Annotated in this window: 26 protein-coding genes; 13 read left to right on the top strand and 13 right to left on the bottom strand. The window is 56.8% G+C overall.

The window, feature by feature from the left end; genetic code table 11:
- Positions 1-4: 4 nt before the first annotated feature.
- Both ACR0D7_RS14080 and ACR0D7_RS14075 read right to left on the bottom strand, forming a co-directional pair.
- A complete protein-coding gene (locus ACR0D7_RS14080; RefSeq protein ID WP_480679566.1) occupies positions 5-1,600 on the bottom strand; it encodes an MFS transporter in 1,596 nt (531 codons plus the stop codon).
- An 80-nt stretch (positions 1,601-1,680) separates the two neighbouring features.
- Positions 1,681-2,568, bottom strand: coding sequence for an AEC family transporter (locus ACR0D7_RS14075; protein WP_480679565.1), 888 nt, complete (start codon positions 2,566-2,568; stop codon positions 1,681-1,683).
- 217 nt (positions 2,569-2,785) lie between these two features.
- Between ACR0D7_RS14075 and ACR0D7_RS14070 the strand changes: the two genes are divergently transcribed.
- Positions 2,786-3,595, top strand: coding sequence for a division plane positioning ATPase MipZ (locus tag ACR0D7_RS14070; RefSeq protein ID WP_170387127.1), 810 nt, complete (start codon positions 2,786-2,788; stop codon positions 3,593-3,595).
- 19 nt (positions 3,596-3,614) lie between these two features.
- Here the strand turns inward: ACR0D7_RS14070 and ACR0D7_RS14065 are convergent, their stop codons facing one another.
- The 3 genes from ACR0D7_RS14065 to ACR0D7_RS14055 all read right to left on the bottom strand — a co-directional run bounded on the left by ACR0D7_RS14065 (position 3,615) and on the right by ACR0D7_RS14055 (position 6,479).
- Positions 3,615-4,562, bottom strand: a complete 948-nt coding sequence (locus ACR0D7_RS14065) for an AEC family transporter (protein WP_170387125.1) — start codon at positions 4,560-4,562, stop codon at positions 3,615-3,617.
- Positions 4,563-4,741: 179 nt separating this feature from the next.
- Complete coding sequence (locus ACR0D7_RS14060; protein WP_480679564.1) at positions 4,742-5,977, bottom strand: adenylate/guanylate cyclase domain-containing protein; 1,236 nt, start codon at positions 5,975-5,977, stop codon at positions 4,742-4,744.
- 49 nt (positions 5,978-6,026) lie between these two features.
- On the bottom strand, positions 6,027-6,479 hold the full coding sequence (locus ACR0D7_RS14055) for a MarR family winged helix-turn-helix transcriptional regulator (RefSeq protein ID WP_480679563.1): 453 nt from the start codon (positions 6,477-6,479) through the stop codon (positions 6,027-6,029).
- A gap of 57 nt (positions 6,480-6,536) precedes the next feature.
- Here ACR0D7_RS14055 and hmgA point away from each other — a divergent pair, with 57 nt between their 5' ends.
- The 7 genes from hmgA to ACR0D7_RS14020 all read left to right on the top strand — a co-directional run bounded on the left by hmgA (position 6,537) and on the right by ACR0D7_RS14020 (position 12,743).
- Entirely contained in the window at positions 6,537-7,892 is a 1,356-nt protein-coding gene (hmgA, locus tag ACR0D7_RS14050; protein ID WP_480679562.1) for a homogentisate 1,2-dioxygenase, read from the top strand.
- A complete protein-coding gene (locus ACR0D7_RS14045) occupies positions 7,892-8,059 on the top strand; it encodes a hypothetical protein (protein WP_480679561.1) in 168 nt (55 codons plus the stop codon). The genes hmgA and ACR0D7_RS14045 overlap by 1 nt, the downstream gene beginning before the upstream one ends.
- Before the next feature lie 79 nt (positions 8,060-8,138).
- A complete protein-coding gene (gene fahA, locus ACR0D7_RS14040; RefSeq protein ID WP_480679560.1) occupies positions 8,139-9,395 on the top strand; it encodes a fumarylacetoacetase in 1,257 nt (418 codons plus the stop codon).
- Between the two features lie 10 nt (positions 9,396-9,405).
- Complete coding sequence (locus ACR0D7_RS14035; protein ID WP_480679559.1) at positions 9,406-10,356, top strand: MBL fold metallo-hydrolase; 951 nt, start codon at positions 9,406-9,408, stop codon at positions 10,354-10,356.
- Positions 10,357-10,489: 133 nt separating this feature from the next.
- Positions 10,490-12,100 carry an FAD-dependent oxidoreductase gene (locus ACR0D7_RS14030; RefSeq protein WP_480679558.1) on the top strand — a complete coding sequence of 537 codons (1,611 nt, stop codon included), beginning with the start codon at positions 10,490-10,492 and terminating at the stop codon, positions 12,098-12,100.
- A gap of 5 nt (positions 12,101-12,105) precedes the next feature.
- Positions 12,106-12,303, top strand: a complete 198-nt coding sequence (locus tag ACR0D7_RS14025; RefSeq protein WP_480679557.1) for a DUF2783 domain-containing protein — start codon at positions 12,106-12,108, stop codon at positions 12,301-12,303.
- A 98-nt stretch (positions 12,304-12,401) separates the two neighbouring features.
- On the top strand, positions 12,402-12,743 hold the full coding sequence (locus ACR0D7_RS14020) for a DOPA 4,5-dioxygenase family protein (RefSeq protein WP_480679556.1): 342 nt from the start codon (positions 12,402-12,404) through the stop codon (positions 12,741-12,743).
- Here the strand turns inward: ACR0D7_RS14020 and ACR0D7_RS14015 are convergent.
- Positions 12,740-14,368, bottom strand: a complete 1,629-nt coding sequence (locus ACR0D7_RS14015) for an acyl-CoA synthetase (RefSeq protein WP_480679555.1) — start codon at positions 14,366-14,368, stop codon at positions 12,740-12,742. The two genes, ACR0D7_RS14020 and ACR0D7_RS14015, sit on opposite strands and share 4 nt — an antisense overlap.
- 220 nt (positions 14,369-14,588) lie before the next feature.
- Here ACR0D7_RS14015 and ACR0D7_RS14010 point away from each other — a divergent pair, with 220 nt between their 5' ends.
- A complete protein-coding gene (locus tag ACR0D7_RS14010) occupies positions 14,589-15,980 on the top strand; it encodes an aminotransferase family protein (protein ID WP_170575585.1) in 1,392 nt (463 codons plus the stop codon).
- 252 nt (positions 15,981-16,232) lie between these two features.
- Positions 16,233-17,576, top strand: a complete 1,344-nt coding sequence (gntH, locus tag ACR0D7_RS14005) for a guanitoxin biosynthesis MBL fold metallo-hydrolase GntH (RefSeq protein WP_480679554.1) — start codon at positions 16,233-16,235, stop codon at positions 17,574-17,576.
- A 91-nt stretch (positions 17,577-17,667) separates the two neighbouring features.
- On the opposite strand, the gene rplT is transcribed toward gntH, so the two are convergent.
- From rplT to pyk, 5 genes are all read right to left on the bottom strand, one after another.
- Positions 17,668-18,033, bottom strand: a complete 366-nt coding sequence (rplT, locus tag ACR0D7_RS14000; RefSeq protein ID WP_008756009.1) for a 50S ribosomal protein L20 — start codon at positions 18,031-18,033, stop codon at positions 17,668-17,670.
- 14 nt (positions 18,034-18,047) lie between these two features.
- The gene (gene rpmI, locus ACR0D7_RS13995) at positions 18,048-18,248 is read right to left on the bottom strand and encodes a 50S ribosomal protein L35 (RefSeq protein WP_010443552.1); all 201 of its coding nucleotides are present in this window, start codon (positions 18,246-18,248) and stop codon (positions 18,048-18,050) included.
- A 181-nt stretch (positions 18,249-18,429) separates the two neighbouring features.
- Positions 18,430-19,980, bottom strand: coding sequence for an alanine/glycine:cation symporter family protein (locus ACR0D7_RS13990; RefSeq protein WP_170387103.1), 1,551 nt, complete (start codon positions 19,978-19,980; stop codon positions 18,430-18,432).
- A 14-nt stretch (positions 19,981-19,994) separates the two neighbouring features.
- Complete coding sequence (locus tag ACR0D7_RS13985) at positions 19,995-20,432, bottom strand: universal stress protein (RefSeq protein WP_480679553.1); 438 nt, start codon at positions 20,430-20,432, stop codon at positions 19,995-19,997.
- Between the two features lie 244 nt (positions 20,433-20,676).
- Entirely contained in the window at positions 20,677-22,122 is a 1,446-nt protein-coding gene (gene pyk / locus ACR0D7_RS13980; protein ID WP_170387099.1) for a pyruvate kinase, read from the bottom strand.
- A 133-nt stretch (positions 22,123-22,255) separates the two neighbouring features.
- On the opposite strand from pyk, the gene ACR0D7_RS13975 reads away from it, so the two are divergent.
- The 3 genes from ACR0D7_RS13975 (at position 22,256) to ACR0D7_RS13965 (ending at position 23,747) form a co-directional block, all read left to right on the top strand.
- Positions 22,256-22,993, top strand: a complete 738-nt coding sequence (locus tag ACR0D7_RS13975) for an N-formylglutamate amidohydrolase (protein ID WP_480679552.1) — start codon at positions 22,256-22,258, stop codon at positions 22,991-22,993.
- 87 nt (positions 22,994-23,080) lie between these two features.
- The gene (locus ACR0D7_RS13970) at positions 23,081-23,320 is read left to right on the top strand and encodes a DUF6868 family protein (protein WP_480679551.1); all 240 of its coding nucleotides are present in this window, start codon (positions 23,081-23,083) and stop codon (positions 23,318-23,320) included.
- 112 nt (positions 23,321-23,432) lie between these two features.
- A complete protein-coding gene (locus tag ACR0D7_RS13965; protein WP_480679550.1) occupies positions 23,433-23,747 on the top strand; it encodes a DUF1244 domain-containing protein in 315 nt (104 codons plus the stop codon).
- A gap of 44 nt (positions 23,748-23,791) precedes the next feature.
- Here ACR0D7_RS13965 and ACR0D7_RS13960 read toward each other — a convergent pair whose 3' ends face one another.
- Positions 23,792-24,652: a D-amino-acid transaminase gene (locus ACR0D7_RS13960; protein WP_480679549.1), complete on the bottom strand. Its 861-nt coding sequence runs from the start codon at positions 24,650-24,652 to the stop codon at positions 23,792-23,794.
- An 11-nt stretch (positions 24,653-24,663) separates the two neighbouring features.
- The gene (dgcA, locus tag ACR0D7_RS13955; protein WP_480679548.1) at positions 24,664-25,629 is read right to left on the bottom strand and encodes an N-acetyl-D-Glu racemase DgcA; all 966 of its coding nucleotides are present in this window, start codon (positions 25,627-25,629) and stop codon (positions 24,664-24,666) included.
- Between the last annotated feature and the right edge of the window lie 42 nt (positions 25,630-25,671).

Below are 25,671 nucleotides of genomic sequence, written 5' to 3'. Positions count from 1 at the left end.
CCTACTATCGCGGATTTCGCGTCAGTTCCGCTGCGCTGTGAACCGGCGGCACCGGTCCTCGCAACAGGATCAGCGCAAGCGTCATGCCAATAAGCGCGGCAACAGCGGCAACCACCATCGCGCTGTCAAAAGAATTATCCTGCAGGTCCCGCAGCGCTTTGGCCAGAGCGGCGCTGGCCGTCGGGTCCATCTCTGCAATCAGCTGCTGTATCTGGCTCGGCGTACCGTGGGTCAACGCATGGGCCAGATCCTCGCGCTGAGTTGAGCCTGCGGGCAGCGCGTCGATCACTTCGGACAGACCCCTGCGGGTGGTGATAGCCTCGGCCAGTCCACCGACCACAGCCCCCAGAGTTGCACCAAAATAGAGGCAGGCATTGATCACGCCGGACCCTTGCCCCACGTGCTCGTCGGGCAGTAAGCGCAAGCCCAGACGGGGCAGCAGTGAGAAACAGATACCCAGCCCGACACCGATAATCAGCAATTTCCACCAGATCTCGGCATATTGCGTGGTGTTCGTCGTCGTCATCATCAGCAGGAACCCGCAGGCCATCGCCCCAAGGCCAATCGCAACTGGCCATTGAAAACTGTAGGGGGCGAGGAACCGGGGGGCTGTGACAGATATGACAAACATGCTGAGGCTGAGTGGCATGATCGCCAGCCCCGCCCCGATGGAGGAATACCCAAAGGCATCGGGCGACTGCACGAAGGTGTTAAAATAGACAAAGAAGCAGAACAGCGTGAATCCGGTACAGAACATCCCTGCTCCGGCCATAAAATAGCGCGGATGGCGGAAGTATCGCAGCTCGATCAGTGGATCGTCGCTATGACGGGAAACTCTCACCAATACAATGGCGGCAGCGGCAGCTACAGCCAGAGGCAGCAGCGTCAAGGGAGTGGCCCACCCTCCGCTTTCACCGTTGCTGAGCGCAAAGGACAGCGGCCCCAAAAAGAAAAGGATGGCGACCGCCCCCGGATAATCGAATTTCGCCCCGGCGAGGCGGGTATCCGGCACGTAATTCCGTTTACTGACATGCAATCCGATAGCAAAGGCCGTGGCCAGTAAAACAATGTCGATCGCAAATACCGCTCGCCAACTGACATAGTGCCCAAAAGCGCCACCCACAATTGGCCCTAGGCCAATCGCCAGCCCCACAATCGCCCCCCAGGCACCCGTAGCGCTGGCGCGTTGCTCCTCGGGCGTAGCCGCCGTCAGCAAGGACAGAGAGGTCCCGAACAACGCCGCCGCGCCCGCGCCCTGCGCGCCACGGCCAAACAACAGCATCCCTCCATCCTGCGCAAACAAGGCCAAAGCTGACCCGATTGAAAAGACAATCATGCCAAAGAAAAACACACCCATTTTCCCAGTAATATCGCCGAGGCGGCTGACGATGGTGACAAGTGTCGCGCTGGCCACGGTGTAGGTTGCCATAACCCATTGCAGGCCAGATGGTGTCAGGTCGAACTCAGCCTTCAGGTTGGGCAGGATGGTAGCGACGGCTGTGGTGTTGAACCCTACGACCATCATGCAGATTGCAGTCATCGCAAGAACCACTCGTGCGCGGGCCTGCGGGGTTACTTCTGCCGAGGTCTTACTCGTCATCAACGTGCCCTCAAACTATGAATCTTTAATGCAATTAATCAGCAGTTTAGCGATTTTCTCCTCTTCGCCTAGGGCAGCCTTCAGATCCAGTAGGCCAGCGCAACCGGCAGCACGACGATTGTTGTAAGCGTCGAGACCAGAATAAACCCTGCCACGTCTGGTCCATATTCCGGCACGTGCTGGTCGATGAATAAATAGGTCGCGACTGAAGCGGGCATCAGACAGCACAGGATAACTGCCCCGCGCTCGGCCCCTGTGAAACCGAAGGCCCAGACTAACGCCGCCGCAATCACGATAGCCATTACCAGGTGAAGCAGGGTCAACAACACTGCGCGACCAAGGCTTTTGATTCGCAGCGTCGCGAGGGTATGCCCCAGCGTCAGCAACATCACCGGGATCGAAAGCCCACCAAGAATGTCAAAGGATTTGGCCACGGGTTGCGGCAGGCTATATCCGGTCGCCATCAGGACCAGCGACAGGATAACTGCATAAATGATCGGCGATGAGGCAAGCTTTTTGGGAGAGAATTCTCCGGCAGGAATCCACATGCCCAAAGTGAAAATACTGATCAGTACGACGACAACGAAAGCCATGGTATAGGCCATACCCGCGTCGCCCAAGGCGAGCAGGGTAATCGGCAACCCGATATTACCCACATTGCCATGCATCAGCGGCGTTAGCAACGCACGTACCGGCAAACGCATGCTCTTCAGCGCAACGAAACCCAAGACGCCAAACCCCGCAATTGCCAATGCGGCGGCGGCCATCACGTCAAGAAATGTGCCAACGGCAATCTTGGTGGTGGATAAGTGCGAGATAATCAGCGTGGGATAACCGACCCGCGAGACAACTCCCCCGATCACTTTATTGTCAAAAGGCGCCTTGATCAGCGCCAGGCAATACCCGATTCCCGCGCAGATCAGCACAGGCAAGACCACGTCCAGAACGTTAAGAAACAGGCTCTCCAACGACCGCCCCTATGCGCAAATCTCTATACCGGACAGTGAAACACAGCGTTATATTTGGCAAGTACGCAGCCCAACCCACCCGCAAGCCGCTCTTTTCCAATTTAGAGCCTAATATCGCGCCGCAACAAGCTTGGGGTTCTTCCCTTCCAACCTTACACAACATATAGTGGGTCGCAACAACGTGTGGGTAAGCACGGCGGGACATGGGAATACAGGCATGGCACATATCATCGTAGTGGGGAACGAGAAGGGTGGCGCGGGTAAATCGACCGTGTCGATGCATGTGGCCACCGCGCTGGCACGGTTGGGGCACAAGGTCAGCACGCTTGATCTGGACCTGCGACAGCGCAGCCTAGGGCGCTATTTCGAGAACCGCGACAACTTCATGAAAAACGCAGAGCTGAACCTACCCAGCCCGCGCCACCATGACCTGCCCGAGATCGACGCCACCACGCTGAAACCCGGCGAGAACATCTACGATCACCGCCTTTCCGCCGCCGTGTCCGAATTGGAAAGCGATAGCGACTTTATCCTGATCGACTGCCCCGGCTCTCATACCCGCCTAAGCCAAGTGGCGCATTCGCTGGCCGATACGCTGGTCACTCCGCTGAACGACAGTTTCATCGATTTTGACCTGTTGGCGCGCATCGACTCGAAGGGTGAGAAAATCCTTGGGCCGTCGGTCTATTCCGAGATGGTCTGGAACGCACGTCAGTTGCGGGCACAGGCCGGGCTGAAACCCATCGACTGGGTTGTCGTACGCAACCGCGTTGGTACCCAGCGCATGGTCAACAAGGAAAAGATGCAGCGCGCAATCGAGATGCTGTCACAGCGCATCGGCTTCCGCGTTGCAGCAGGGTTTTCCGAGCGAGTGATCTTCCGCGAACTGTTTCCGCGCGGGCTGACCTTGTTGGATCTCAAGGATATCGGGGTCAAGCAATTGAACATCTCGAACATCGCCGCAAGGCAAGAGCTGCGCGACATGATGAAGGAACTAAACCTGCCGGGCGTCGAGATCGACTTCTAACGAAACAGTGTCACACAAGTTACAGCGCAAGATAGCCGATCAGTGGCAATGCAAACAGACTGAGCACGAAAGTAGCGACAAGCAAGGCTGACGCAATCGCTGAATCGCAGCCGTACCGTGCAGCAATCACAGCCGCCAGCGCCCCGGACGGCATCGCAGCTTCGACCACCAGAATGTCGTGCTGAAAATCTGCCAACCCCAGCGCAAAAGCAAAGCTCCCTGCAACCACCGGCTCGAGGATCAACTTGAGCGCGCAGACAAGCAAAACCAGCCCCGCCAACTGACCAATCGCGATTGGTCGCAACATCAGACCGATGGTAAAAGCCACAAGGAATGTCAGTGAGGCGCTGGCGATCCCGAGAAAATCGTCCAACAACGCCACGACCCTGTTGTCTTTTGGCAAACCGATGGCCGACGCAAGCACCCCCAGCACAAAGGCCAGAAAAATAGGGGATCGCAGAAAGGTCAGGAACGCATCGCCAACCGTGGGCCCCTGCCCATCGTTTTCGCCAAAATAACTGGCGATGGCGACACCGACGGTGAACAGAGGCAGTATCACTCCGATCTCGCCCATAACGACAAGCTGGCTCATGATTTCCGCATTGTCGCCATAGATGTTCTGAAGCAGGGAATAACCCAGCGTCGAGGTGCTACCGACCCCGGACACAAGGATCACCGAGCCCAGCACTGGCCGTTCCAGCCGCATCCAACGCCCGGCCAACCAGGCTGTGACCATAACTGTGGCGATGGAAAGAAATAGAACCAGTGCCAATTCGAAATTCTGAATTCGGAAGGGCTCACTGCTGAGATTCGCGAAAATTAGGGCTGGCAACGCGAAATCCGTCACCAGACGGGCGAACACACCTTGTTCTCGGTCTTGAATGACATTTCTGCGCCGAAACCAGACCGCAGACCCAACCAGCGCCAACATCACAACAAAAGCGTCGAAGAGAGTATCGAATTGCACGGTCTACTCGACTCCATTCTTGCGTAACCAGTTATACTTGACGGCCTTCGAACATGAGAGTGGATCATACAACAGAAGTCTGATCCGTCAAAATCGTTCAGAAACAGACAGTTGTCATGGGTTGAATATTACTTAAAGGACAGTAGTTGGCACCGGTTTTTCTCGGCGGCCAAGCCCAACTAGAGAGGCGCTTTGTAGATCGTGAACAACTCCTTCGGCTCAGTTACACCGCGCAGCATATAGCGCCCGACCGAGATCAGATCCTGTCCGCAAGGCTGTGCCGCCTTTGCCACGTCGTCCGAAATCAGAATCCGCTGCCCGAGGGATCGGTGCATTCCGGCAATCCGGGCAGTCTGATTCACAGCCGGGCCGATAACCGTAAAATCCAGTCGGGTTTCAGACCCGATGTTGCCATAGAGGATTTCTCCGGCATGAAGGGCAAGAGTAAAGTTGGCAACCGGCAACCCCTCTGCCTCTCGGCGGGCGTTCAGCGCGCCCATCCGCTCTTGTAACTCCGGCACGGCTTTCAATGCGGCGCGCGCGTCTTCATCAATCTCGCCGACGTCGAACATCGCCATCAGCCCATCGCCCATAAATTTCAGGATATTGCCGCGATTGTCATGCACAACGCCAACGGCCACAGCCAGATAATCATTGAGCATGTCGATGATTTCGTTGCCCGGCAGCTCTTCTGACAGGCTGGTGAAACCTTCAAGGTCAAAGTTCCATATCACGGCATCAATCTGCTGAAGCGAACCGCGCCGGATTTCACCGGACAAAACACGCCGCCCCGCGTCGCGACCCAGATAAACCCGCATCAGGTCCTTGGAAATCCGCGCACTTGCAGCCGATTTCAGCGCCAACCCCAGATGTGGCAGCGCGATATTGATCAACTCCAAGTCTCTATCTTCAAATCCTTGCGGCGCATTCGAGGCCCAGGACAACAATACGCCGTCCACCGCCTTTTTGGCATCCTTCGGTGCGTTATGGGTCGGCACGTCAAAGCTGACTCCGGTGGCGTAGTAATCCGTGGCCCCAATCTGACGCAGATCGTTCAACAAAGGATACCGGCTCGCCTCATTCTGATCGACCAAACGTTCGCGGATTTCTTTCAAATTGTCATTGAGGATCGCAAACAGCGGGCTTTGCTGCCACTGCTCGCTGGGTTGTTCGGAATACTCAAATGTTTCAGACGCACCGCCCTGTCCTTGATACCAGCTGAACCCGGTTCCGCCGTAAACCGGATGCAAGGCCGACTGTGCTGCGTGGAAACGCATGAGCGGCACGCCCAGCTCCAACAATTTGTTGCAATAGCCGTCCAGCAGGTCTTCTTTCGTGGCGCCTTCCAGACCACGTGTCACAAGCCAGTTGATAAGATCGGTTGATGTCGCCGCTACAGCGTTCGGGTTGACCATTAGTTTTCAGTGTCCGCTCTGAAGTGCCAGAGGGTAAATCTACCACTGTTCACCCCATATGCGCCAGCCGTCGCAGCAGTTTCCGCAACACCACCACCTCTTCTGCCCTGAACTGGGCGGCCAGCTTTGTGTCGTACTGCTCTGCAATAGCACTTAATTCTCTGTAAACGGATTGCCCCATTGGGGTCAGGGTCAGATTTTCGACTCTGCGATCCGCCTCACTGCGACTGCGCGAAAGATACCGGCGGGTTTCTAACCTGTGCACTGCGCGGCTGATCTTGGTTTTGTGTATCCTTGCAAGCTCTCCGATCTGTTTTGCGGTCATTTCACCGTAGTTTCCCAGATGGAACAAAACCCGCCATTCCGTGCGCAACATGCCATAGCGATCCTTGTAGATCTGCTGAAACTCTAACGAGATTTCCTCGGCCGCACGGTTTAACAGATAGGGCAGGAAATCCCGCAGATCAAAACCTTCACTTTCACTGAAATCACCGTCCGTCATCCTTGTTAGTTACAAAATCAACTATTATTTCTCAAGTAACAAACGGAGGAACACAGGATGAACCGTCCGACCGATCCGCACACACTGACGCAAGCCAGCAGCCCTGTTGGCACGCACAAAGGCTATATGCCCGGCTTTGGCAATGATTTCGAAACCGAGGCACTACCCGGCGCATTGCCACAGGGCATGAACAGCCCGCAGCGCTGTAATTATGGACTGTATGGCGAACAGCTTAGCGGCACAGCCTTTACCGCGAACCCGCCCGAACGGACCTGGTGTTATCGTATCCGACCGTCGGTAAAGCATTCGCATCGTTATGATAAAATCGACCTTCCCTGCTGGAAGTCTGCGCCTTGCATTGATCCGGACGTGATCAGTCTGGGCCAGTATCGCTGGGATGCAGTGCCGCATTCTGAAGAAGGGCTGACGTGGTTAACGGGTATGCGGACGATGACCACAGCAGGTGACGTGAACACGCAGGTAGGCATGGCCAGCCATATCTATCTTGTCACCGAGTCGATGGTGGATGACTATTTCTTCTCGGCCGATTCCGAGATGCTCGTGGTTCCGCAAGAAGGCCGCCTGCGTTTTACGACTGAACTGGGCATCATCGACCTCGAGCCCAAGGAAATAGCCATCATTCCGCGTGGGCTGGTTTATCGGGTCGAGGTACTGGAAGGTCCCGCCCGCGGGTTCGTCTGCGAGAACTACGGCCAGAAATTCGAATTGCCGGGTCGTGGTCCGATCGGCGCCAACTGCATGGCCAACCCGCGTGATTTCAAAGCCCCCGTGGCGGCGTTTGAGGATCGTGAGGTGCCCTCGACCGTCACCGTCAAATGGTGCGGCCAGTTTCACACCACCAAGATTGGCCAAAGCCCGCTGGATGTGGTTGCGTGGCACGGCAATTATGCGCCCTACAAATACGATCTGCGCACCTATTGCCCTGTGGGAGCAATTCTGTTCGATCACCCGGACCCGTCGATCTTTACCGTGCTTACGGCACCCTCGGGTCAGCCCGGCACGGCCAATATCGACTTTGTCCTGTTCCGTGAACGCTGGATGGTGGCCGAGGATACATTCCGTCCGCCCTGGTACCACAAGAACATCATGTCCGAGCTGATGGGCAACATTTACGGCCAGTATGACGCGAAACCGCAGGGATTTGTTCCGGGCGGCATGAGCCTGCACAATATGATGCTGCCGCACGGGCCGGATCGTGAGGCGTTCGACAAAGCCTCGAACGCAAATCTCGGCCCAGACAAGCTGGACAACACCATGTCCTTCATGTTCGAAACCCGTTTTCCGCAGCATCTGACACCATTTGCGGCCAATGAGGCCCCTTTGCAGGACGATTACATTGACTGCTGGATCTCGCTTGAGAAAAAGTTCGACGGAACACCGGGGAAAAAGTGATGGATGCTGGCTACATAGTCATTGCCGTGTTCTTGGGCATAATCGGCATGTCGATATGGGCGCGGCGCGGGCATTGGAATGGCAAACGCGACCACTACAAGCACAATCCAATGCCCGGCCATCGCCAGGAGGGTTCTTCCAGCGGGGCCGATCCCGGCGGCGACTAAAAGACGGAAACAGGACCATGCGGCACGTCCTTTCCCGGTGCCACATTCGCTACGACGACAAAGGCGACAAGGAACACCAATGACACTTTCGAAATCCTGGGTGGCCTCGGCCAATTCCACCGAACACCCGTTTCCGCTGAACAACCTGCCTTATGGTGTCTTTTCGGTCGACGGGTCCGAACCGCACTGTGGTGTAGCGATTGGTGACATGATTCTGGACGTCACCTTGGCCGAGGCCGATGGGGTGATCGATCTGGGTGACGAACCCCTTTTCGACCTGCCCTTCTGGAACCCGCTGATGGAACAAGGCCCCGCTGTCTGGGCCGCCCTGCGCGATCGGCTGACATCTCTGTTGGCCGAAGGGACGCAGGAGCGGGACGCGGTCGAACCCCTTATGGTCGCGCAGGATGACGCGGAAATGCACCTGCCCTTTGCGGTCAGTGAATACACCGATTTCTACTCGGGCCGTCACCATGCCCAGAATGTCGGCACCATGTTTCGAGGTCCGGAAAACGCCCTGCCGCCCAACTGGCTGCATATTCCCATTGGCTATAATGGCCGGGCGTCGTCGGTTGTTGTGTCAGGCACTGAAATTCGCCGTCCTTGGGGGCAGCTGAAATCACCCGATCACGACCGGCCTGCCTTCCTGCCCAGCCGCCGGTTCGACATCGAACTTGAAATGGGCGCAATCGTCGGAACGCCCTCCGAGGGGCCGGTCACGGTACAAGAGGCGGACGACATGATTTTTGGCTATGTCCTGCTGAACGACTGGTCTGCCCGCGACATTCAGGCGTGGGAGTATCAACCGCTGGGCCCCTTCCAATCCAAGGCAACAGCCACCTCGATCAGCCCGTGGATCGTGACCAAAGCCGCATTGGAGCCGTTTCGCTGTGACGCCCCTGCGCGAGAGGTCGAGCTGCTGGATCACCTTAAGGATTGCGGCCCCATGCTGTACGATATTGATCTGGAAATCACGATGGCACCACATGGCAAGCAGGCCACCACCATTGCCCGGACAAACTACAACCAGATGTATTTCTCGGCCGCGCAACAACTGGCGCATCATGCGACATCCGGCTGCCCAATGAATACCGGAGACCTGCTGGGCTCTGGCACCATCTCTGGCCCGAACAAATCCGAACGCGGCTCGTGGCTGGAGCTCAGCTGGGGCGGAAAGGAACCGCTGACATTGGACAGCGGCGAGACGCGCAGTTTCATCGAGGATGGGGACACTTTGACCCTGAAAGGCACGGCCAAAGGCAAAGGCTATACTATCGGGTTCGGCGACTGCACTGGCACCGTTCTGCCTGCTCTCGAAGACCCTTTCGCCCGGTGAGGAGTACGAAATGACAAAAGCTTTTGCTTCGCAAGGCGACACGTCACAGAAGAACATTGCTTTTACTGAGATCGGAGAAGGCCTAAACGCCTTCACGGCCGAGGGCGACCCAAATTCCGGCGTGATCATCGGCGATGACAGCGTGATGATTGTCGAGGCGCAAGCCACCCCTCGTCTGGCCCAAAAGGTAATCGACTGCGTGCGCTCGGTTACCGACAAACCGATCACCCATCTTGCTCTGACCCATTATCACGCCGTTCGGGTGTTGGGCGCCAGCGCCTATGACGCGCAACAGATCATCATGTCCGACAACGCCCGCGCAATGGTAGCAGAACGCGGGCAAGAAGATTGGGACAGCGAGTTTCAGCGCTTTCCCCGCCTATTCGAAGGCTACGAAAGCATCCCCGGCCTGACGTGGCCAACTACCACTTTCCGAGACAGAATGACGGTCTATCTGGGCAATCGCCGGGTCGACTTGATGCACCTGGGCCGCGCTCACACCGCCGGCGATATTGTCGTCCACGTGCCCGATCAAAACGTGATGTTTACTGGTGACATCGTCGAGTACCGCTCGGCCTGTTATTGCGGGGATGGCCATTTCGCGGATTGGGGCGGTACCCTGGATGCAATCGAAGGGTTTGACCTGGACGCCATCGCCCCCGGGCGCGGAGATGCTTTGATCGGGCAGGATATGGTGAACGCCGCGATAAAAAGCACTCGCGATTTCGTCGATAGCACCTATCGTCCGGCGGCCCAGGTCGCAGCGCGCGGCGGTTCGCTGAAAGACGCATGGCTCGCGGTGCGCGCCGAATGCGACCCGAAATTCGCCGACTATGCGATCTATGAGCACTGCCTGCCGTTCAACGTCTCACGTGCCTATGACGAGGCACGTGGCATTGACACTCCGCGCATATGGACAGCTCAGCGCGATCTGGACATGTGGGCGGCTCTGCAAGGTTAGGGACATACCGTCGCATTTGATCCAGATCGTTTTACCGCGGTTTTTTCGGTGAAACCATTGTCTCAAGCCTCTGGACACACGCCCGGAGCACGAAATCCTGCGCACATCCGCGCCGGTACATCGGGGAGAGATCATGAACAAGATTTTCGAGATCCCACTCTACGCTTATCAGCGCAGCCCGGATCAGGATGCAACCATCGCCGTCCGCCACAAGGTGATCGTGATCGGTGCTGGACCAATCGGCCTGGCGACAGCCATTGATCTGGCGCAGCAAGGGGTCGAAGTCGTGGTGTTGGACGACAATGACAAGGTTAGTTTCGGCAGCCGCGCCATTTGTTTTTCTCAGCGCACCCTTGATATCGCCGACCGTCTGGGGGCAAGCCGTCCTATGGTGGAAAAAGGCGTGCAATGGGACACGGGCAAGGTCTTTTTCAACGATCGCCAGGTCTATGAGTTCAATCTTCAGCCCGACGCTGGCTATGCGAACCCAGCCTTCATAAATCTGCAACAATACTATTTTGAGAACGCCCTGGTCGACCGCGTACGGGAATTGCAGTCTGACGGCGCGCCCATCGAAATCCGCGGGCGCAACAAAGTCGAAGCCATTGGCACCCATGACACTCATGTCACGCTTGAGGTTGAAACCCCCGAAGGGCCCTATAATGTCGAAGCCGAATGGTTAATCGCCTGCGACGGGGCAAGTTCTCCGACCCGCCGGATGCTAGGGCTGGATTTCGAAGGCCGCGTGTTCGAGGACAATTTCCTGATCGCCGATGTGGTGATGGAGGCTGATTTCCCGTCGGAGCGTTGGTTTTGGTTTGATCCTCCCTTCAATCGTGGTCAATCGGCGCTGTTGCACAAACAACCCGACAACGTCTGGCGCATTGACCTGCAGTTGGGCCGGGACATCGACAAGGACCGAGAGAAACAGCCCGAGAACGTCATTCCGCGCCTCAAGGCGATGCTGGGCGAGGATGTTGAGTTCGATCTGGAATGGGTATCGATCTATACGTTCCAGTGCCGCCGGATGGAGCGCTTCCGCTACGATCGTGTGCTGTTTGCCGGCGACAGCGCCCATCAGGTCAGCCCGTTCGGAGCACTGGGTGCGAATGCCGGAATGCAGGACGCCGACAACCTTTGCTGGAAGCTGAAACTGGTGATCGACGGCAAAGCACCCGAACTTCTGCTGGATAGCTACAGTCGAGAGCGGGTGCAGGCAGCGGACGAAAACATTACCAAGTCCAGCCGCTCGACCGATTTCATCACGCCGAAATCCGAAATGTCACGCCTGTTGCGGGACGCTGTTCTGGACCTGAGCGAAAAGCATGAATTCGCGCGTCCGCTGGTCAATTCCGGACGGCTGAGCACACCGTGCACCTATGAGAGGTCCTCGCTAAGCTCGGCCGACGCGCTGAATGGACCGAACATAACCCGGCCCGGTTCAGCCTGCCCTGATGCGCCTCTGGGAGGCGAATTCCTGCTGCCGAAGCTGGCGGGCAAGTTTACCCTGTTAACCATCGACGCTGACGCGCCTGAACGGATCGAAGAGGGCGGTGTCGAAGCCACGCGGCTCGCGCTGTCGGTCAAGGATGACCTCACGCTGGAGCTCAAGCGCCGCTATCTGGGCGATGCGTCCAGTGCAGTCTATCTGATCCGCCCCGACCAACATGTTGCTGCCCGGCGAGACAGCTACGAAGAAAACACATTCCGGCAGGCGATCCGCCGGGCCACAGGTAAGGAGTAAGTAAGATGGCCGATCTGATCCTCACCCCCAACCTCGACGACGCCGATGATTTTTATGCCAGTTTGCTGGCTGCGTATGATGGGTTGGACAAACCTGCCAGCGATGCGTTGAACGCGCGGCTGATTCTTGTACTAGCCAACCATATCGGAGATGCCGACGTACTGTCGGAGGCCGTGAAAACGGCGGCAGGGTATTCGACCTGAAGAAGGTCTAAGCCCGCGCACATAATTTGTGTGTGGCCGCAGGTAGGAATGGGTGTCGGGTCGCCTTAGGTTGGTCTCATCTGAGAAATGAGGACGCCATGCCAGAAATCTTAGGCTATCACGCCCATGTCTATTTCGACGCAGACACCCAAGACACAGCAAAACAAATCTGTGAAGAAGCTGCCCGCCTTTTTCCCGTTGCGATGGGTCACATGCACACGCGCCCCGTTGGCCCGCACCCCCGTTGGAGCTGCCAACTCGGCTTTGCAGCCGATGCCTTCGCTCAAGTCATTCCCTGGCTGATGCTAAACCGACAAGGGCTGACCATCTTCACCCATCCCGAGACCGGCCAGCATCTTGAGGACCATCGCGACCGGGCCATCTGGATGGGCGAGATGCTGGATCTGAACCTTTCCATGTTCGACAAGGCCGGTTCTTAAGACAAAACCCGCGCCTGATCCCGCAGTACGAACTTCTGTACCTTGCCTGTCGATGTCTTCGGCAGAGTTCCGAACACCACGGTCTTTGGCGCCTTGAAGTGGGCCATATTGTCCCGGCAAAACGCGATCAATTCCGCCTCGGTCGCCGTAGCGTCGGGTTTCAACTCGACGAAGGCACAAGGCGTTTCCCCCCATTTCTCATCGGGGCGAGCCACCACCGCGGCCTCCATCACCGCAGGGTGTTGATACAGGATTCCCTCAACCTCGACGGATGAGATATTCTCGCCGCCCGAGATGATGATGTCCTTGGACCGATCCTTGAGCGCGATATAGCCGTCGGGATACATCACCCCCAAATCGCCCGAGGTGAACCAGCCGCCATTAAAAGCTTTGTCCGTCGCATCAGGGTTCTTCAGATAGCCTTTCATCACGACATTGCCCTGCATAAAGATTTCACCCATGGTTTCACCATCTGCAGGCACAGGCTCCAGCGTCTCGGGATCAGCCACCATCAGCCCGGACAGGGCCGAATAGCGTACCCCTTGCCGCACCTTCAACGCGGCGCGTTCCTGCGCATCCTTGGCATTCCATTCATCCTTCCATGCACAGACGACGGAGGGGCCGTATGTCTCAGTAAGTCCATACACGTGGGTCACCTCGACCCCCATCGCCTCCATCGCCTCGATCACGGCGGCAGGTGGCGGGGCGCCGGCGGTCATCACCTTGATCTGATGGTCGAAATCCTTCAGCTCGTCAGGCGCATGGGCCAGCATGTTCAGCACAATGGGTGCACCACAAAAATGCGTGACCTTTTCATCGCGGAAGGCGGCATAGATCGGCTCGGCCCGCACCGCGCGCAGGCAGACTGAAACGCCTGCATTGGCGGCCATCGCCCAAGGGAAACACCAGCCGTTGCAGTGGAACATCGGCAAGGTCCACAGATAAGTGGAATGTTTGGGCATATCCCAATCCAACAGGTCGGACTGTGCGTTCAGTGCCGCTCCTCGGTGGTGATAGACCACCCCTTTGGGGTTGCCTGTGGTGCCCGAGGTATAGTTCAGCGTGATCGCGTCCCACTCATCACCGGGCAAGGACCATGCGTATTCCGGATCGCCCTCAGCCAGCAGCGCATCATAGGTCAGGCTGCCCAGCTTTTCGCCGCCGTCAAAGCTGGGGTCTTCGATGTCGATCACCAGAAGGTCATGATCGACCTCCTTCAGCGCCTCTTTCACAACGCCCGCAAACTCGGGATCAACCAGAAGCACTTTGGTTTCAGCGTGGTTCAGGATGAAGGCTATGATCGGTGCATCCAACCGGGTGTTGATCGCATTCAGAACAGCCCCGGCCATAGGAATGCCAAAATGCGCCTCATACATCTCTGGAATATTGGCGGCGATGATTGAGACAGTATCGCCCGAACCGATACCGCGTCCGGCGAGTGCGCCCGCTAAACGGCGGCAACGCGCGTAGGTCTCAGCCCAATTGTAACGGCGTTCGCCATATACGACCGACGGGTAATCCGGATAAACCTGCGCCGTGCGTTCAATGAAACTCAGCGGGGACAAGGGCGTATAATTCGCCCGGCATTTGTCCAGATGATATTCGTAAATTTGTGTGGCTCCCATCCGCCGATCCTCCCAAATCGCGATTGCCAGACTTGAGCATAAAGATGCGCGCCTGAAAATCCGCAAAAATACTATGTTAGGATGAACTGGCGATATGGGATAATGCTATCTGGCCCTATCTCTGGCAGGCCATTTTGGGTGATCTGCACTATCACAAACATCTGTCGGATCGGGACCATTCCCGTATTCCGCCTTCCGCATCTGACTGAAAGGACATGTCATGGACGGCACGTTCAACGAAAACGATCTTTCCCGCGTAGTCGAGGCCGACCGCGCCCATCTCTGGCATCACCTGATCCAGCATAAACAGTTTGAAACCAATGACCCACGCATCATTGTCGAAGGCAAAGGCATGCGCGTTTGGGACCAGAAGGGCAAAGAGCATCTGGACGCGGTTTCGGGTGGCGTCTGGACCGTCAACGTCGGCTATGGCCGCGAATCGATCTGTAAGGCGGTTTACGACCAGCTGATGAAAATCTGCTATTTCGCCAATTCCGCCGGCTCGATCCCCGGTTCGAACTTTGCTGAAATGCTGATCGACAAAATGCCGGGCATGAGCCGCGTCTACTACACCAACTCGGGCTCGGAAGCGAACGAGAAGGCCTTCAAAATTGTCCGTCAGATCGCGCACAAGAAATACGGCGGCAAGAAAACCAAGATTCTGTATCGTGATCGCGACTATCACGGCTCGACGCTGGCAACCATGTCGGCAGGTGGTCAGGACGAGCGCACCGCGCAATACGGCCCCTTCGCGCCGGATTTCGTGCGCGTGCCGCACTGCATGGAATACCGCAAGCACGAACTGGACGGCGCACCTGTTGAGAACTTTGGTGAATGGGCCGCCAATCAGATCGAAGAGGTCATCCTGCGCGAAGGCCCCGAGACCGTCGGCGCACTGTGCCTTGAGCCGGTAACCGCAGGTGGCGGCGTGATCGAAGCACCCGAGGGCTATTGGCAGCGTGTGCAGGAAATCTGCAAGAAGTACGACGTGCTGCTGCATATCGACGAAGTGGTTTGCGGCGTTGGCCGTACCGGCACCTGGTTCGGCTATCAGCAATACGGCATCAAGCCGGACTTCGTAACCATGGCCAAAGGCGTTGCCTCGGGTTATGCGGCGATTGCCTGCATGGTCACCACCGAAGAAGTCTTTGATATGTTCAAGGACGACGCATCTGATCCGATGGGCTACTTCCGCGACATTTCGACCTTTGGCGGCTGCACCGCCGGTCCGGCAGCGGCTATCGAGAACATGCGCATCATCGAAGACGAGAACCTGCTTCAGAACTGCACCGACATGGGCGACCGTATGCTGGGTAACCTACAGGCGCTGATGGAAAAGCACAAAGTGATCGGCGACGTCCGCGGCAAGGGCCTGTTCCTGGGCGCAGAACTGGTCGCAGACCGGTCAACCAAAGAGCCGATGGACGAGAAGAAGGTTCAGGCGGTTGTGGCCGACTGTATGGCGCAGGGCGTCATCATCGGCGCGACCAACCGCTCGATCCCAAGCCGCAACAACACGCTGTGCTTCTCGCCTGCGCTGATTGCGACGGCGGATGACATCGACCAAATCACCGACGCAGTCGACGGCGCACTGGGTCGTGTTTTCGGCTAAAGGGTATTAGCCCTACCCGACACACTAAAGCTGAAGAAAGTACAATAAGAACCGGCGCATTGGATGCGCCGGTTTTTTTCGTTCCAGATTGAGCCTGTTAACCTGTGGACGCGATACCTGCGGGTAACCCAAGGTTCCTGCCTCGCGACATTATCCAAAATATGCTATATTCAGATGTGAATATATTACTGCCGGGAATGGAGCAGAGACACACAGGATTTTCTTAAGTAAAAAAAATGAGGGGAACGTCAGATGAAGGGTTTGGTGAGGACTACAGCCATAATATCTTTGCTAGGCATTGGTGTAGTTACCGGGACATGGATGGAGCGAAATGGCACTACTCCGGAAACTGCTTTGCGCGATACCCTCGACGCCATCGGTCCGAAGATAGCTTCCGCTCAGGAGGCCAAACCCGATATCTCTCCTACTGCGGTTCGGGATCGCCCGCGCGATGCGTATTACCCCAATACAGAGGACTTGACGCCTGACGAAATGCGCGTGGTCGCCTGCGGAACAGGTATGCCAACCACACGGGCGGCTCAAGCAGCCGCTTGCTTCCTTGTCGAACTCGGGAATGGGGATAAGTTTTTTTTCGACATCGGCTCGGGGTCTTCAGAACGAATTTCGTCACTTCAGATTCCCTATAATTATCTGGACAAGGTGTTCATAGGGCACCTGCACACAGATCATTTCGGGGCCTTACACGAACTCTTCATTGGGGGCGCATTAATGGGGCGAAACAGACCCCTTCGCGTCTGGGGACCCAGCGGCTCAGTTCCTGAACTTGGTACAAAAGCAGCCACGGATAGCATGAAGGACATGTTGCTGTGGGACCTAAGTGCGCGGGTCGGCGCAACTGATCCTCGTGGGTATCAAATGGATGTAACCGAGTTCGACTACAAAGGAGAAAATGCAGTGATCTACGACGAGAACGGTGTCGTTGTCCGAACATTTCCGGCAATTCATGGGATCGACGGGGCCGTCAGTTTCTCACTGGAATGGAATGGGTTGAAGTTTGTCTACAGCTCCGACACTTACCCGAATAAGTGGTTCATAGAATACGCCAAAGACGCGGATATCGCGATCCACGAATGCTTCATCACTGTACCAGACATTGTTGGAAAACTCGGTTTCACGCCTGAATCAGCACTTCAAGTGGGAACGCAAATTCACACTGCCCCCGAAGCCTTTGGTAAAGTCATGTCAGAAATAAAGCCGCGGATTGCTGTAGCTTACCATTTCTTTAATGACTTCGACACGGCAGGAGGAGTCGAAGAGCGCATTCGCACGACCTATGATGGACCGCTAAGTTTGGCCGAAGACTTCATGGTTTGGAATGTCACCAAAGACGATATCCGAGTGCGCATGGCCGTTACCGAAGAACACACTTGGTCGCCTCCTCTCTCGGAGCCGCCAATACCACCGGGTGAAAATGACCGAGAAACTTTCGCAAAAAACCAAGGTATTCCAGTGGAGTCCGTGGGCTTTTCGGAGTTTATAGAGGGGGGAAAATGGGACGTGGACGATGCGCTGCGGCCAATCTACGAACAAGCCAGCGAAGCGCTTGGCCGCGAATTCCCCTATCCGGGTGATTAAACACGCGATCAAACAAACACCACCTACCCTGACAAAAAAGGGTCGCTCTATCCAGAGCGACCCTCTTGTTCACTGTCTCTCTAAAAGAGGATCAGGCTGCCAGAGCGGCCTGAGCTTTGGCGACGATCGCGCCGAACGCTTCCGGTTCGTGCACGGCCAGGTCGGCCAGAACTTTGCGGTCCACTTCGATACCGGCCAGGTTCAGGCCGTTGATGAAGCGGGAATATGTCAGTGCTTCGTCATGCGAACGCACAGCAGCGTTGATACGCTGGATCCACAGCGCGCGGAAGTTGCGCTTGCGGTTCTTACGGTCGCGGGTTGCGTACTGGTTGGCCTTGTCGACGGCCTGACGGGCAACCTTGAAGGTGCTCTTGCGGCGACCATAGTAACCTTTGGCGGCCTTGATGACCTTCTTGTGACGGGCGTGAGTTACGGTTCCACCTTTAACGCGGGACATCTCTTAATCTCCTCTTAGCGGTCGTAGGGCATGTAGCCCTTGACGATCTTGGCGTCGGGGGCGGACAGGGTGGTGTTGCCACGGGCGTCGCGGATGAACTTTTTGGTCCGCTTGATCATGCCGTGCCGTTTGCCGGCCTGGCCAGCAAGGACCTTACCGGTCGCAGTCACCTTAAAGCGCTTCTTGGCGCTCGACTTGGTCTTCATCTTAGGCATTTCCGTCTCCTTTCAGGGTTCGGTACTAAACGCGACTCGGCATGCCATCTCGGCCGGTCACGCGATCAGAAGCGCCGTTTACGCAAGTTTTGTCATACTGGCAAGGGGGTTTGGAGCAGAATCTCGCGATTCTCAGGGTGGTCATGTACCGGGGCGGCGCAGGCCGCCCCGATAGGATGGATTAGTGCTCGAACTTGCGAATCTCGCCGCTCTTCAACCGGGCCGCGTAGCTGGCCAGTTCTTCACGCACAACCTTCATCAGGAAGTACAATGCAAAGACGTTCACAACCGCCATCGCAAAGATCGCCGCATCCGAGAAGTCGATAACCGGACCAAGGTTGGCCGCCGCACCGATCACCACGAAGATGCAGAAGATGACCTTGAACACCAATTCCTTGGTGTGGCCTTCGCCGAACAGGTAGGTCCAAGCCTTGAGGCCATAGTAGGACCAGCTGATCATGGTCGAGAAGGCAAACAGCACCACCGCGATCGCCAGTACATAGGGGAACCAGCCAAACGCACTGCCAAAGGCGGCCGAGGTCAGGCTGACGCCCGAGTTGCCATCGACTGTGGCAATCGCGTTACCCGCTTCGTTCAGCATGTACTTGCCGGTTTCCGGGTCAATGATCAGCTGCTGGGTGATGATGATCACAAGCGCGGTCATGGTGCAGATCACAACTGTGTCGATGAACGGTTCCAGCAGCGAGACAAAGCCCTCGGTGATTGGTTCTTTGGTCCGAACAGCCGAGTGTGCAATGGCCGCAGAACCAACGCCCGCCTCGTTCGAGAACGCCGCACGGCGGAAACCCTGGATCAGCGCACCGACCATGCCACCCGCCACACCAAGACCAGTAAAGGCACCTGCGAATATCTGGCCGAAGGCCCAGCCTATTTGGTCTGCATGCATGATGATGATCACAAGCGCAGCTGCCACATACATCACACCCATGAACGGCACGACTTTCTCGGTCACGCGCGCGATGGATTTCAGACCACCGACAATCACCGCAAAGACAATGCCTGCGAAGACCAGACCGGTAATCCATCCAGGATAATCTCCGGTTATACCTGCGATTTGCTGATGCGCCTGATTGGCCTGGAACATATTGCCCCCACCCAGCGCGCCTAGAATACAGAAGATCGAGAACAGAACGGCCAGAATCTTACCGCCAGGCAAGCCCAATTCAGCGAACCCTTTGGACATGTAATACATCGGACCACCGGAAACGGTGCCGTCTTCGTACTCATTGCGGTATTTAACGCCCAGCGTACATTCGGTGAATTTCGACGCCATTCCCAGAAGGCCCGCGACGATCATCCAAAAGGTGGCACCCGGCCCGCCGATCCCGACAGCCACGGCCACACCGGCAATGTTACCAAGGCCGACTGTGCCGGAAAGCGCCGTCGCCAGCGCTTGGAAATGGCTGACCTCACCGGCATCGTTTGGATCAGAATAATCACCTTTGACCAAGCTGATCGAATGCCCAAAGAAACGAAGCTGCACAAAGGCAAAATACAGTGTGAAAACTGTTGCCGCGATCACAAGCCACCCCACGATCCATGGGAATCCCGTGCCCGGAAATGGAGCAAAAATAAAGCTGACAAAAGGCCCCGTGAAATCAGCAAACGCCTGATTGATCTTGTCGTCCAGACCAGGCGCCTCTTGCGCGATTGCCGGATTGGCGAACAAAGCCGCGACAGTACCGAGGCATAGTTTTTGAAGCATATTCATTTTCATCACTCCCCTCAGTTCACGACCGTGACCGGCACGTCGGCATGCATCACCAAATTCTGGGTCGAACTGCCAAACAGCCGTTTCTTGAAGCCATCTGCCGAGGCGCGACCGACGATGATCTGCGTTCCATCATTTTCGACCGTGATGGCATTCAGTGTCTCCGCCACGTCGCCATGTCGAACAATGCCTTTCGCCGTAAAACCAGCGGTATTCAGCGCGTCCACTGCCGGGGTGACAATGCGTGAGGTAGCTAGTTCAATCTCTTCCTCGCGCCGTTTGTGCCGCAAAGCGTTTTCTTCAGGTGTCTGAAAAGTAAATGGAGACCATTCAATCACATAAACTACAAGCAACTCACATGATCCGATCCGCCCCGCCAAGTCCTTGGCAAAGGCGATTGCGCGTTCCCCGGTTTTTGTCCCGTCCAGTCCTATGACAATTTTCGTTGTCATGACGTCCCTCCGTTATCGTTGATTTTACCGAGGCCCGTGCCCCCGGCAGAGCGGCCGGAACTTGGAACTTTCTGAGTAGACCGCCCCTACGGGCAAGTATCCGTGAAAAACACCAAAAAACAGAGGGGAAATTGCCGGAATCAACCTTAAGTCCGGCTTTTCATTGATTTCATTGTTCTTTTACCGCCTAAAATATAGGCAAATCCAGATTGCAGTATCGCGCGGATCTATCTCAGCACCCCGTTCAACCCGGATCGGTGTTATAGATCAGACGTTCATCACAGGGTGCAATCCGCAGGATATTAGTGGTTCCGGGCACGTTAAACGGCACGCCAGCAGTCACCACGATCTGGTCTGTCTCTGTGGCGAACCCACCAGAGCGAGCAGCGCGGGCGGCGTTAACAACGGCGCCTTTAAAACGCTCAAGTTCGGGCGTCATCACGCAATGGCACCCCCAGGTCAGGCACAAGCGTCGCGCGGTTCCTGTCGCAGGCGTCATTGCAATGATCGGAACTCCAGGGCGTTCCCGAGCTGTAAGCAGCGCCGTGGTGCCACTTTGGGTGAAGCAACAGATGGCCTTGATGTCGGTCTTTTCCGCAATCTCACGCGCAGCGGCCACGATACCATCGGCGATCGTTGTACCTTTGGCGGTGCGCGACGCCGCGATGATCTGCGTGTAGGTCGGATCAGCCTCAACCTCGATTGCAACCTTGTTCATGGTTTGCACGGCCTCGATCGGGTACGAGCCAGCCGCCGATTCCGCGCTGAGCATGATGGCGTCAGTGCCTTCATAAATCGCAGTGGCCACATCCGAGACTTCGGCCCGTGTCGGCATCGGGCTTTCGATCATGCTCTCCAGCATCTGAGTTGCCACGATCACCGGCTTGGCCGCACTGCGACATTTCCGTACCAGCCGTTTCTGGATCGGTGGCACGGCAGAAACGGGCAGCTCAACACCCAAATCGCCCCGTGCGACCATGATTCCGTCCGAGGCATCCAGGATATCTTCAAATGCCTCAACCGCCGCAGGTTTTTCGATCTTTGACAGGATCGAGGCACGCCCGTCGGCCAACGCACGCGCTTCGAACACGTCCTTGGCGCGCTGCACAAAGCTAAGTGCCAGCCAATCGACACCCAATTGGCAAACAAATTCCAGATCGTCACGGTCCTTGGCCGACAGCGCCGCCAGTGGCAGAACCACGTCAGGCACGTTCACCCCCTTACGGTTAGAAATCGTTCCACCAACCTCGACAGTGCAATTGGCAAAGTTCTGACCACAGTCCTGAACGATCAGGCGGATTTTACCATCGTTGACCAACAGGCGCGCGCCCGGTTCCAATGCGGCGAATATTTCAGGATGTGGTAGGCATACGCGGCTGCCATCGCCCAGCGCGGCGTCAAGATCCAAACGAAACGCAGCGCCCTCTTCCAGTTCTTCCGCGCCGTTGGCGAACTCACCCACCCGCAACTTTGGGCCCTGCAGATCGGCCAGGATGGCAATCGGACTGTCCAGATCCTTTTCCACCTGCCGGATGATCCTGTGCCGCTCGCGGATTTCGTCGTGGCTACCGTGGCTCATGTTGAGGCGGAACACATCCGCACCTGCCTCGTGCAGTGCACGGATTGTATCATAATCATTGGACGCCGGTCCCAGCGTCGCCACAATTTTTACATTTCTCAGGCGTCGCATTGGTGGCGCTCTCCTCAGGTCCCTGTTCAGTTCCGCAAAAATGTTACCGCAAACATTGCTTCAAGCCGCTTATTGCGCAATTCCCTTTCCGAAGCAACTGCCCTACACCTGCGACAAACTAGATGACAGGCTTATGACGTACTCTCCGTTTTTTATCCACGGCGCTGATCGCCCCTCGCGCTGGTTGATCACATGCGACCACGCGACCAATACAGTACCGCCCGAAATCAATGGCGGTGACCTCGGCCTTCCGCGCGAAGACATGGAACGTCACATCGCCTATGACGTGGGTGCCTATGAGGTGTCAAAACATCTGGGAGAGATCCTGAACGCCCCCGTGATTGCGGCCAACTTCTCGCGCCTGGTGATCGACCCAAACCGGGGTGAGGATGACCCGACCCTGCTGATGAAGCTCTATGACGGTTCGATCATCCCCGGCAATCGCAATGCTGATGCGGCCGAGCGGGAGCGGCGTCTGAACATGTGCTACCGCCCCTATCATGAGGCGCTGGAGCGTTTGGCCGGCCTGCCCCATGCGGTGATCGTTTCAATGCATTCGTTTACGCGCCAATTGCGTGGCCGCGACCCGCGCCCGTGGCATATAGGTGTGCTGCATACCCCGGACGAACGGTTCTCGCGCCCACTCATCGACCGACTTGAGGCGGAAGACGATCTGTGTGTCGGCGTCAACGAACCGTATACCGGCGTGCTGCCGGGCGACGCGATTGACCGGCATTGCACAGTTCATGGCCGTCCGAATGCCCTGATCGAACTGCGCAACGACCTGATTGCCGATCACGCGGGACAGCGCGACTGGGCCGAGCGGCTTGCCGTGATCTTGCGGGACGCATTGGTCGACAGCGGCTTGTGACGTTGGGTCATCCGAGGTTGTTTTCAGGCCTCACGTTATTGTGAGTGTTTTCCTTGCACCCCATATATTGGAGGAAAGGAGACGACCATGACTCAGGAATTCCTGACGACCGTCTTCGGTTGGATGACGGTCCTGAACATCGCCCTTTTGGGCTTTACCACGCTGATGATCCTTGCCTTGCAGGACTGGATAGCGGGCATTCACGGCAGAATGTTCCAGATGGAGCGGGCCGACGTGAAAAGGGCCTATTTTAGGTATCTTGCCAACTACAAGATCCTGACGATCGTGTTCTGCCTGATGCCCTGGCTGGCGCTCAAACTGGCATAACACTGACATCCAAAGCTGCGAAGGGCCTTATGGCCCTTCGTGATTGTTGTAAGACCACGATTGGATTGTTAGGTCAGACACTACACACCAGAAAACCGTTCGGAGCCAGACCATGGAGAAGCAAACCGAAATCGAACTTCAGGCCGCCGCTTTCCGCCGGTTGCAGAAGCACCTGATGGAAGACCGCACGGACGTTCAAAACATCGACATGATGAATCTGGCCGGGTTCTGCCGCAACTGCCTGTCCCGCTGGTATCAGGAAGCCGCCAATGAAAAAGGCATCGAGATGGGCAAAGACGAGGCCCGTCAGATTTTCTACGGCATGACCATGGATGAGTGGAAGGCCAACTATCAGACCGATGCCAGCCCCGAGAAACAGGCCGCCTTCAAGGTCGCGTTTGAAGAAAATGTCGGCAAACAGGACTGACGCCCCGAAATGCAAAAGGCCCGCCGAGTTGGCGGGCCTTTTCTTTAGATCGCTGCCTTGCGGCTTTCATCCAGATAAATCTCACGCAGGCGCTTGGCAATCGGGCCGGGTGTTCCGTCGCCCAGTGTTACGCCATCAATCTCGACAACCGGCATAACAAAGGCACTGGCTGAAGTCGTGAAGGCCTCATCCGCCTCTTTGGCCTCATCAATGGTGAACAGGCGCTCTTCGATTTCCATCTGCGCCTCGGCCGCCATACGCAGGACGGCTTTGCGAGTGATCCCGTGCAGGATGTCCCTGGACAGCGGACGGGTAACAATCTTACCGTCCTTGACGAAATACGCGTTGTTGCTGGTGCCTTCGGTCACATAGCCGTCTTCAATCAGCCACGCATCGTCACAACCTGCATTCTTGGCCATCATCTTGCCCATCGACGGGTACAGCAGCTGCACTGTCTTGATGTCGCGGCGACCCCAGCGGATATCCTCGATCGAGATGACACTGGCGCCTTTCTTGGCCGCAGGGCTGTCGGCGAGGCCCGGTTTGTTCTGTGTGAACAGAACGAGGCTGGGCTTAGTATCGGCCGAAGGGAACACAAAGTCCCGGTCGCCATCCGAGCCACGGCTCACCTGAAGGTACACAAGACCTTCTACGATGCCGTTCATCTCCACCAGCTTGCGGTGAATTTCCAACAATTCGTCCTTGGTGCAGGGCTCAGCCATCTCCAGCTCGTCCAGCGAGCGTTTCAGGCGCACAGCATGGCCTTCGAAGTCAATCAGCTTGCCATCCAGAACGCTGGTGACTTCGTAGACAGCGTCTGCAAACAGAAAACCACGGTCAAAGATAGAAACCTTGGCTTCGGTCTCGGGCAGGTATTCGCCATTTACATATACGGTGCGGGTCATGTCTTGTCTCCTCAGCCCCAGAGTTCCGCTTTCGGCGGGTGCACTCCGGCGTCATCAAAAATCAGCGGGTTGTCGCGGTCTTCAGCCAGAAGAAGCGGGCCGTCAAGGTCTGTAACCATCGCGCCTTGCGCCAGAAGTGTCGCAGGTGCCATGGCAAGCGAGCTGCCGACCATGCAGCCAACCATCACGCGATAGCCCTCGGCCAGGGCCTGTTCACGCAGGGCCAGCGCCTCGGTCAGACCGCCGGTTTTGTCCAGCTTGATGTTGACCACATCATACTTGCCTTTCAGCTTGGGCAGGCTGCTGCGGTCATGGCAGGACTCGTCGGCACACACCGGCACCGGGCGCTCCATTCCAATCAGCGCATCATCTTCCCCGGCAGGCAAAGGCTGTTCAACCAGCGCCACACCCAATCGCACCAGATGCGGTGCAAGATCTGCGTAAACCTCGGCGGACCAACCTTCATTGGCGTCAACGATGATCTTGGAATTGGGCGCTCCGGCCCGGACGGCTTCCAGACGTGGCATGTCATCCGGCGTGCCCAGCTTGATCTTCAGCAGCGGACGATGCGCATTTGCGGCGGCCTGCGCCTGCATCGCCTCGGGCGTATCCAGCGATAGGGTATAGGCAGTGATCTCGGGGCCCGGCAGCGGTAGCCCGGCCAGTTCCCAAGCGGGTTTACCAGCGCGCTTGGCCTCCAGATCCCACAACGCGCAATCCACCGCATTGCGGGCGGCGCCTGCGGGCAACAGTTCCATCAAAGCAGCACGATCAAAGGTGTCGGGCAGCCCAGCAATCTCGGCCTCAACCGACTCCAGCGTCTCGTCATAGCGCGCATAGGGAACGCATTCGCCCCAGCCCTCATACGCCCCATCCGTCACACGCACGGTCAGCACCTTGGCCTCGGTCCGCGACCCGCGCGAAATGGTAAAGACCTGCGCCAGCCGGAATACATCACGAGAGACTTCAATCTGCACGCGCCCGCTCCTTCATCTTTTTGAAAATACTCCCGCCGGAGG

Source organism: Ruegeria sp. BB7, assembly GCF_056539365.1.
The sequence above is the reverse complement of the archived record's forward strand: the minus strand, read 5'-3'. Positions and strand labels throughout refer to the sequence as shown.

What these genes read in the sequence shown, in the direction of transcription:
- ACR0D7_RS13985 (WP_480679553.1), bottom strand. Translation starts at nt 20,432, where the DNA reads ATGACAACGAAAATTGTCATAGGACTGGACGGGACAAAAACCGGGGAA.
- pyk (WP_170387099.1), bottom strand. Translation starts at nt 22,122, where the DNA reads ATGCGACGCCTGAGAAATGTAAAAATTGTGGCGACGCTGGGACCGGCG.
- ACR0D7_RS13965 (WP_480679550.1), top strand. Translation starts at nt 23,433, where the DNA reads ATGGAGAAGCAAACCGAAATCGAACTTCAGGCCGCCGCTTTCCGCCGG.
- ACR0D7_RS14030 (WP_480679558.1), top strand. Translation starts at nt 10,490, where the DNA reads ATGAACAAGATTTTCGAGATCCCACTCTACGCTTATCAGCGCAGCCCG.
- ACR0D7_RS13990 (WP_170387103.1), bottom strand. Translation starts at nt 19,980, where the DNA reads ATGAATATGCTTCAAAAACTATGCCTCGGTACTGTCGCGGCTTTGTTC.
- rplT (WP_008756009.1), bottom strand. Translation starts at nt 18,033, where the DNA reads ATGTCCCGCGTTAAAGGTGGAACCGTAACTCACGCCCGTCACAAGAAG.
- ACR0D7_RS13960 (WP_480679549.1), bottom strand. Translation starts at nt 24,652, where the DNA reads ATGACCCGCACCGTATATGTAAATGGCGAATACCTGCCCGAGACCGAA.
- ACR0D7_RS14045 (WP_480679561.1), top strand. Translation starts at nt 7,892, where the DNA reads ATGGATGCTGGCTACATAGTCATTGCCGTGTTCTTGGGCATAATCGGC.
- ACR0D7_RS14020 (WP_480679556.1), top strand. Translation starts at nt 12,402, where the DNA reads ATGCCAGAAATCTTAGGCTATCACGCCCATGTCTATTTCGACGCAGAC.
- gntH (WP_480679554.1), top strand. Translation starts at nt 16,233, where the DNA reads ATGAAGGGTTTGGTGAGGACTACAGCCATAATATCTTTGCTAGGCATT.
- rpmI (WP_010443552.1), bottom strand. Translation starts at nt 18,248, where the DNA reads ATGCCTAAGATGAAGACCAAGTCGAGCGCCAAGAAGCGCTTTAAGGTG.
- hmgA (WP_480679562.1), top strand. Translation starts at nt 6,537, where the DNA reads ATGAACCGTCCGACCGATCCGCACACACTGACGCAAGCCAGCAGCCCT.
- ACR0D7_RS14035 (WP_480679559.1), top strand. Translation starts at nt 9,406, where the DNA reads ATGACAAAAGCTTTTGCTTCGCAAGGCGACACGTCACAGAAGAACATT.
- fahA (WP_480679560.1), top strand. Translation starts at nt 8,139, where the DNA reads ATGACACTTTCGAAATCCTGGGTGGCCTCGGCCAATTCCACCGAACAC.
- ACR0D7_RS13970 (WP_480679551.1), top strand. Translation starts at nt 23,081, where the DNA reads ATGACTCAGGAATTCCTGACGACCGTCTTCGGTTGGATGACGGTCCTG.
- ACR0D7_RS13975 (WP_480679552.1), top strand. Translation starts at nt 22,256, where the DNA reads ATGACGTACTCTCCGTTTTTTATCCACGGCGCTGATCGCCCCTCGCGC.
- ACR0D7_RS14015 (WP_480679555.1), bottom strand. Translation starts at nt 14,368, where the DNA reads ATGGGAGCCACACAAATTTACGAATATCATCTGGACAAATGCCGGGCG.
- ACR0D7_RS14060 (WP_480679564.1), bottom strand. Translation starts at nt 5,977, where the DNA reads ATGGTCAACCCGAACGCTGTAGCGGCGACATCAACCGATCTTATCAAC.
- ACR0D7_RS14055 (WP_480679563.1), bottom strand. Translation starts at nt 6,479, where the DNA reads ATGACGGACGGTGATTTCAGTGAAAGTGAAGGTTTTGATCTGCGGGAT.
- ACR0D7_RS14025 (WP_480679557.1), top strand. Translation starts at nt 12,106, where the DNA reads ATGGCCGATCTGATCCTCACCCCCAACCTCGACGACGCCGATGATTTT.
- ACR0D7_RS14010 (WP_170575585.1), top strand. Translation starts at nt 14,589, where the DNA reads ATGGACGGCACGTTCAACGAAAACGATCTTTCCCGCGTAGTCGAGGCC.
- ACR0D7_RS14080 (WP_480679566.1), bottom strand. Translation starts at nt 1,600, where the DNA reads ATGACGAGTAAGACCTCGGCAGAAGTAACCCCGCAGGCCCGCGCACGA.
- ACR0D7_RS14070 (WP_170387127.1), top strand. Translation starts at nt 2,786, where the DNA reads ATGGCACATATCATCGTAGTGGGGAACGAGAAGGGTGGCGCGGGTAAA.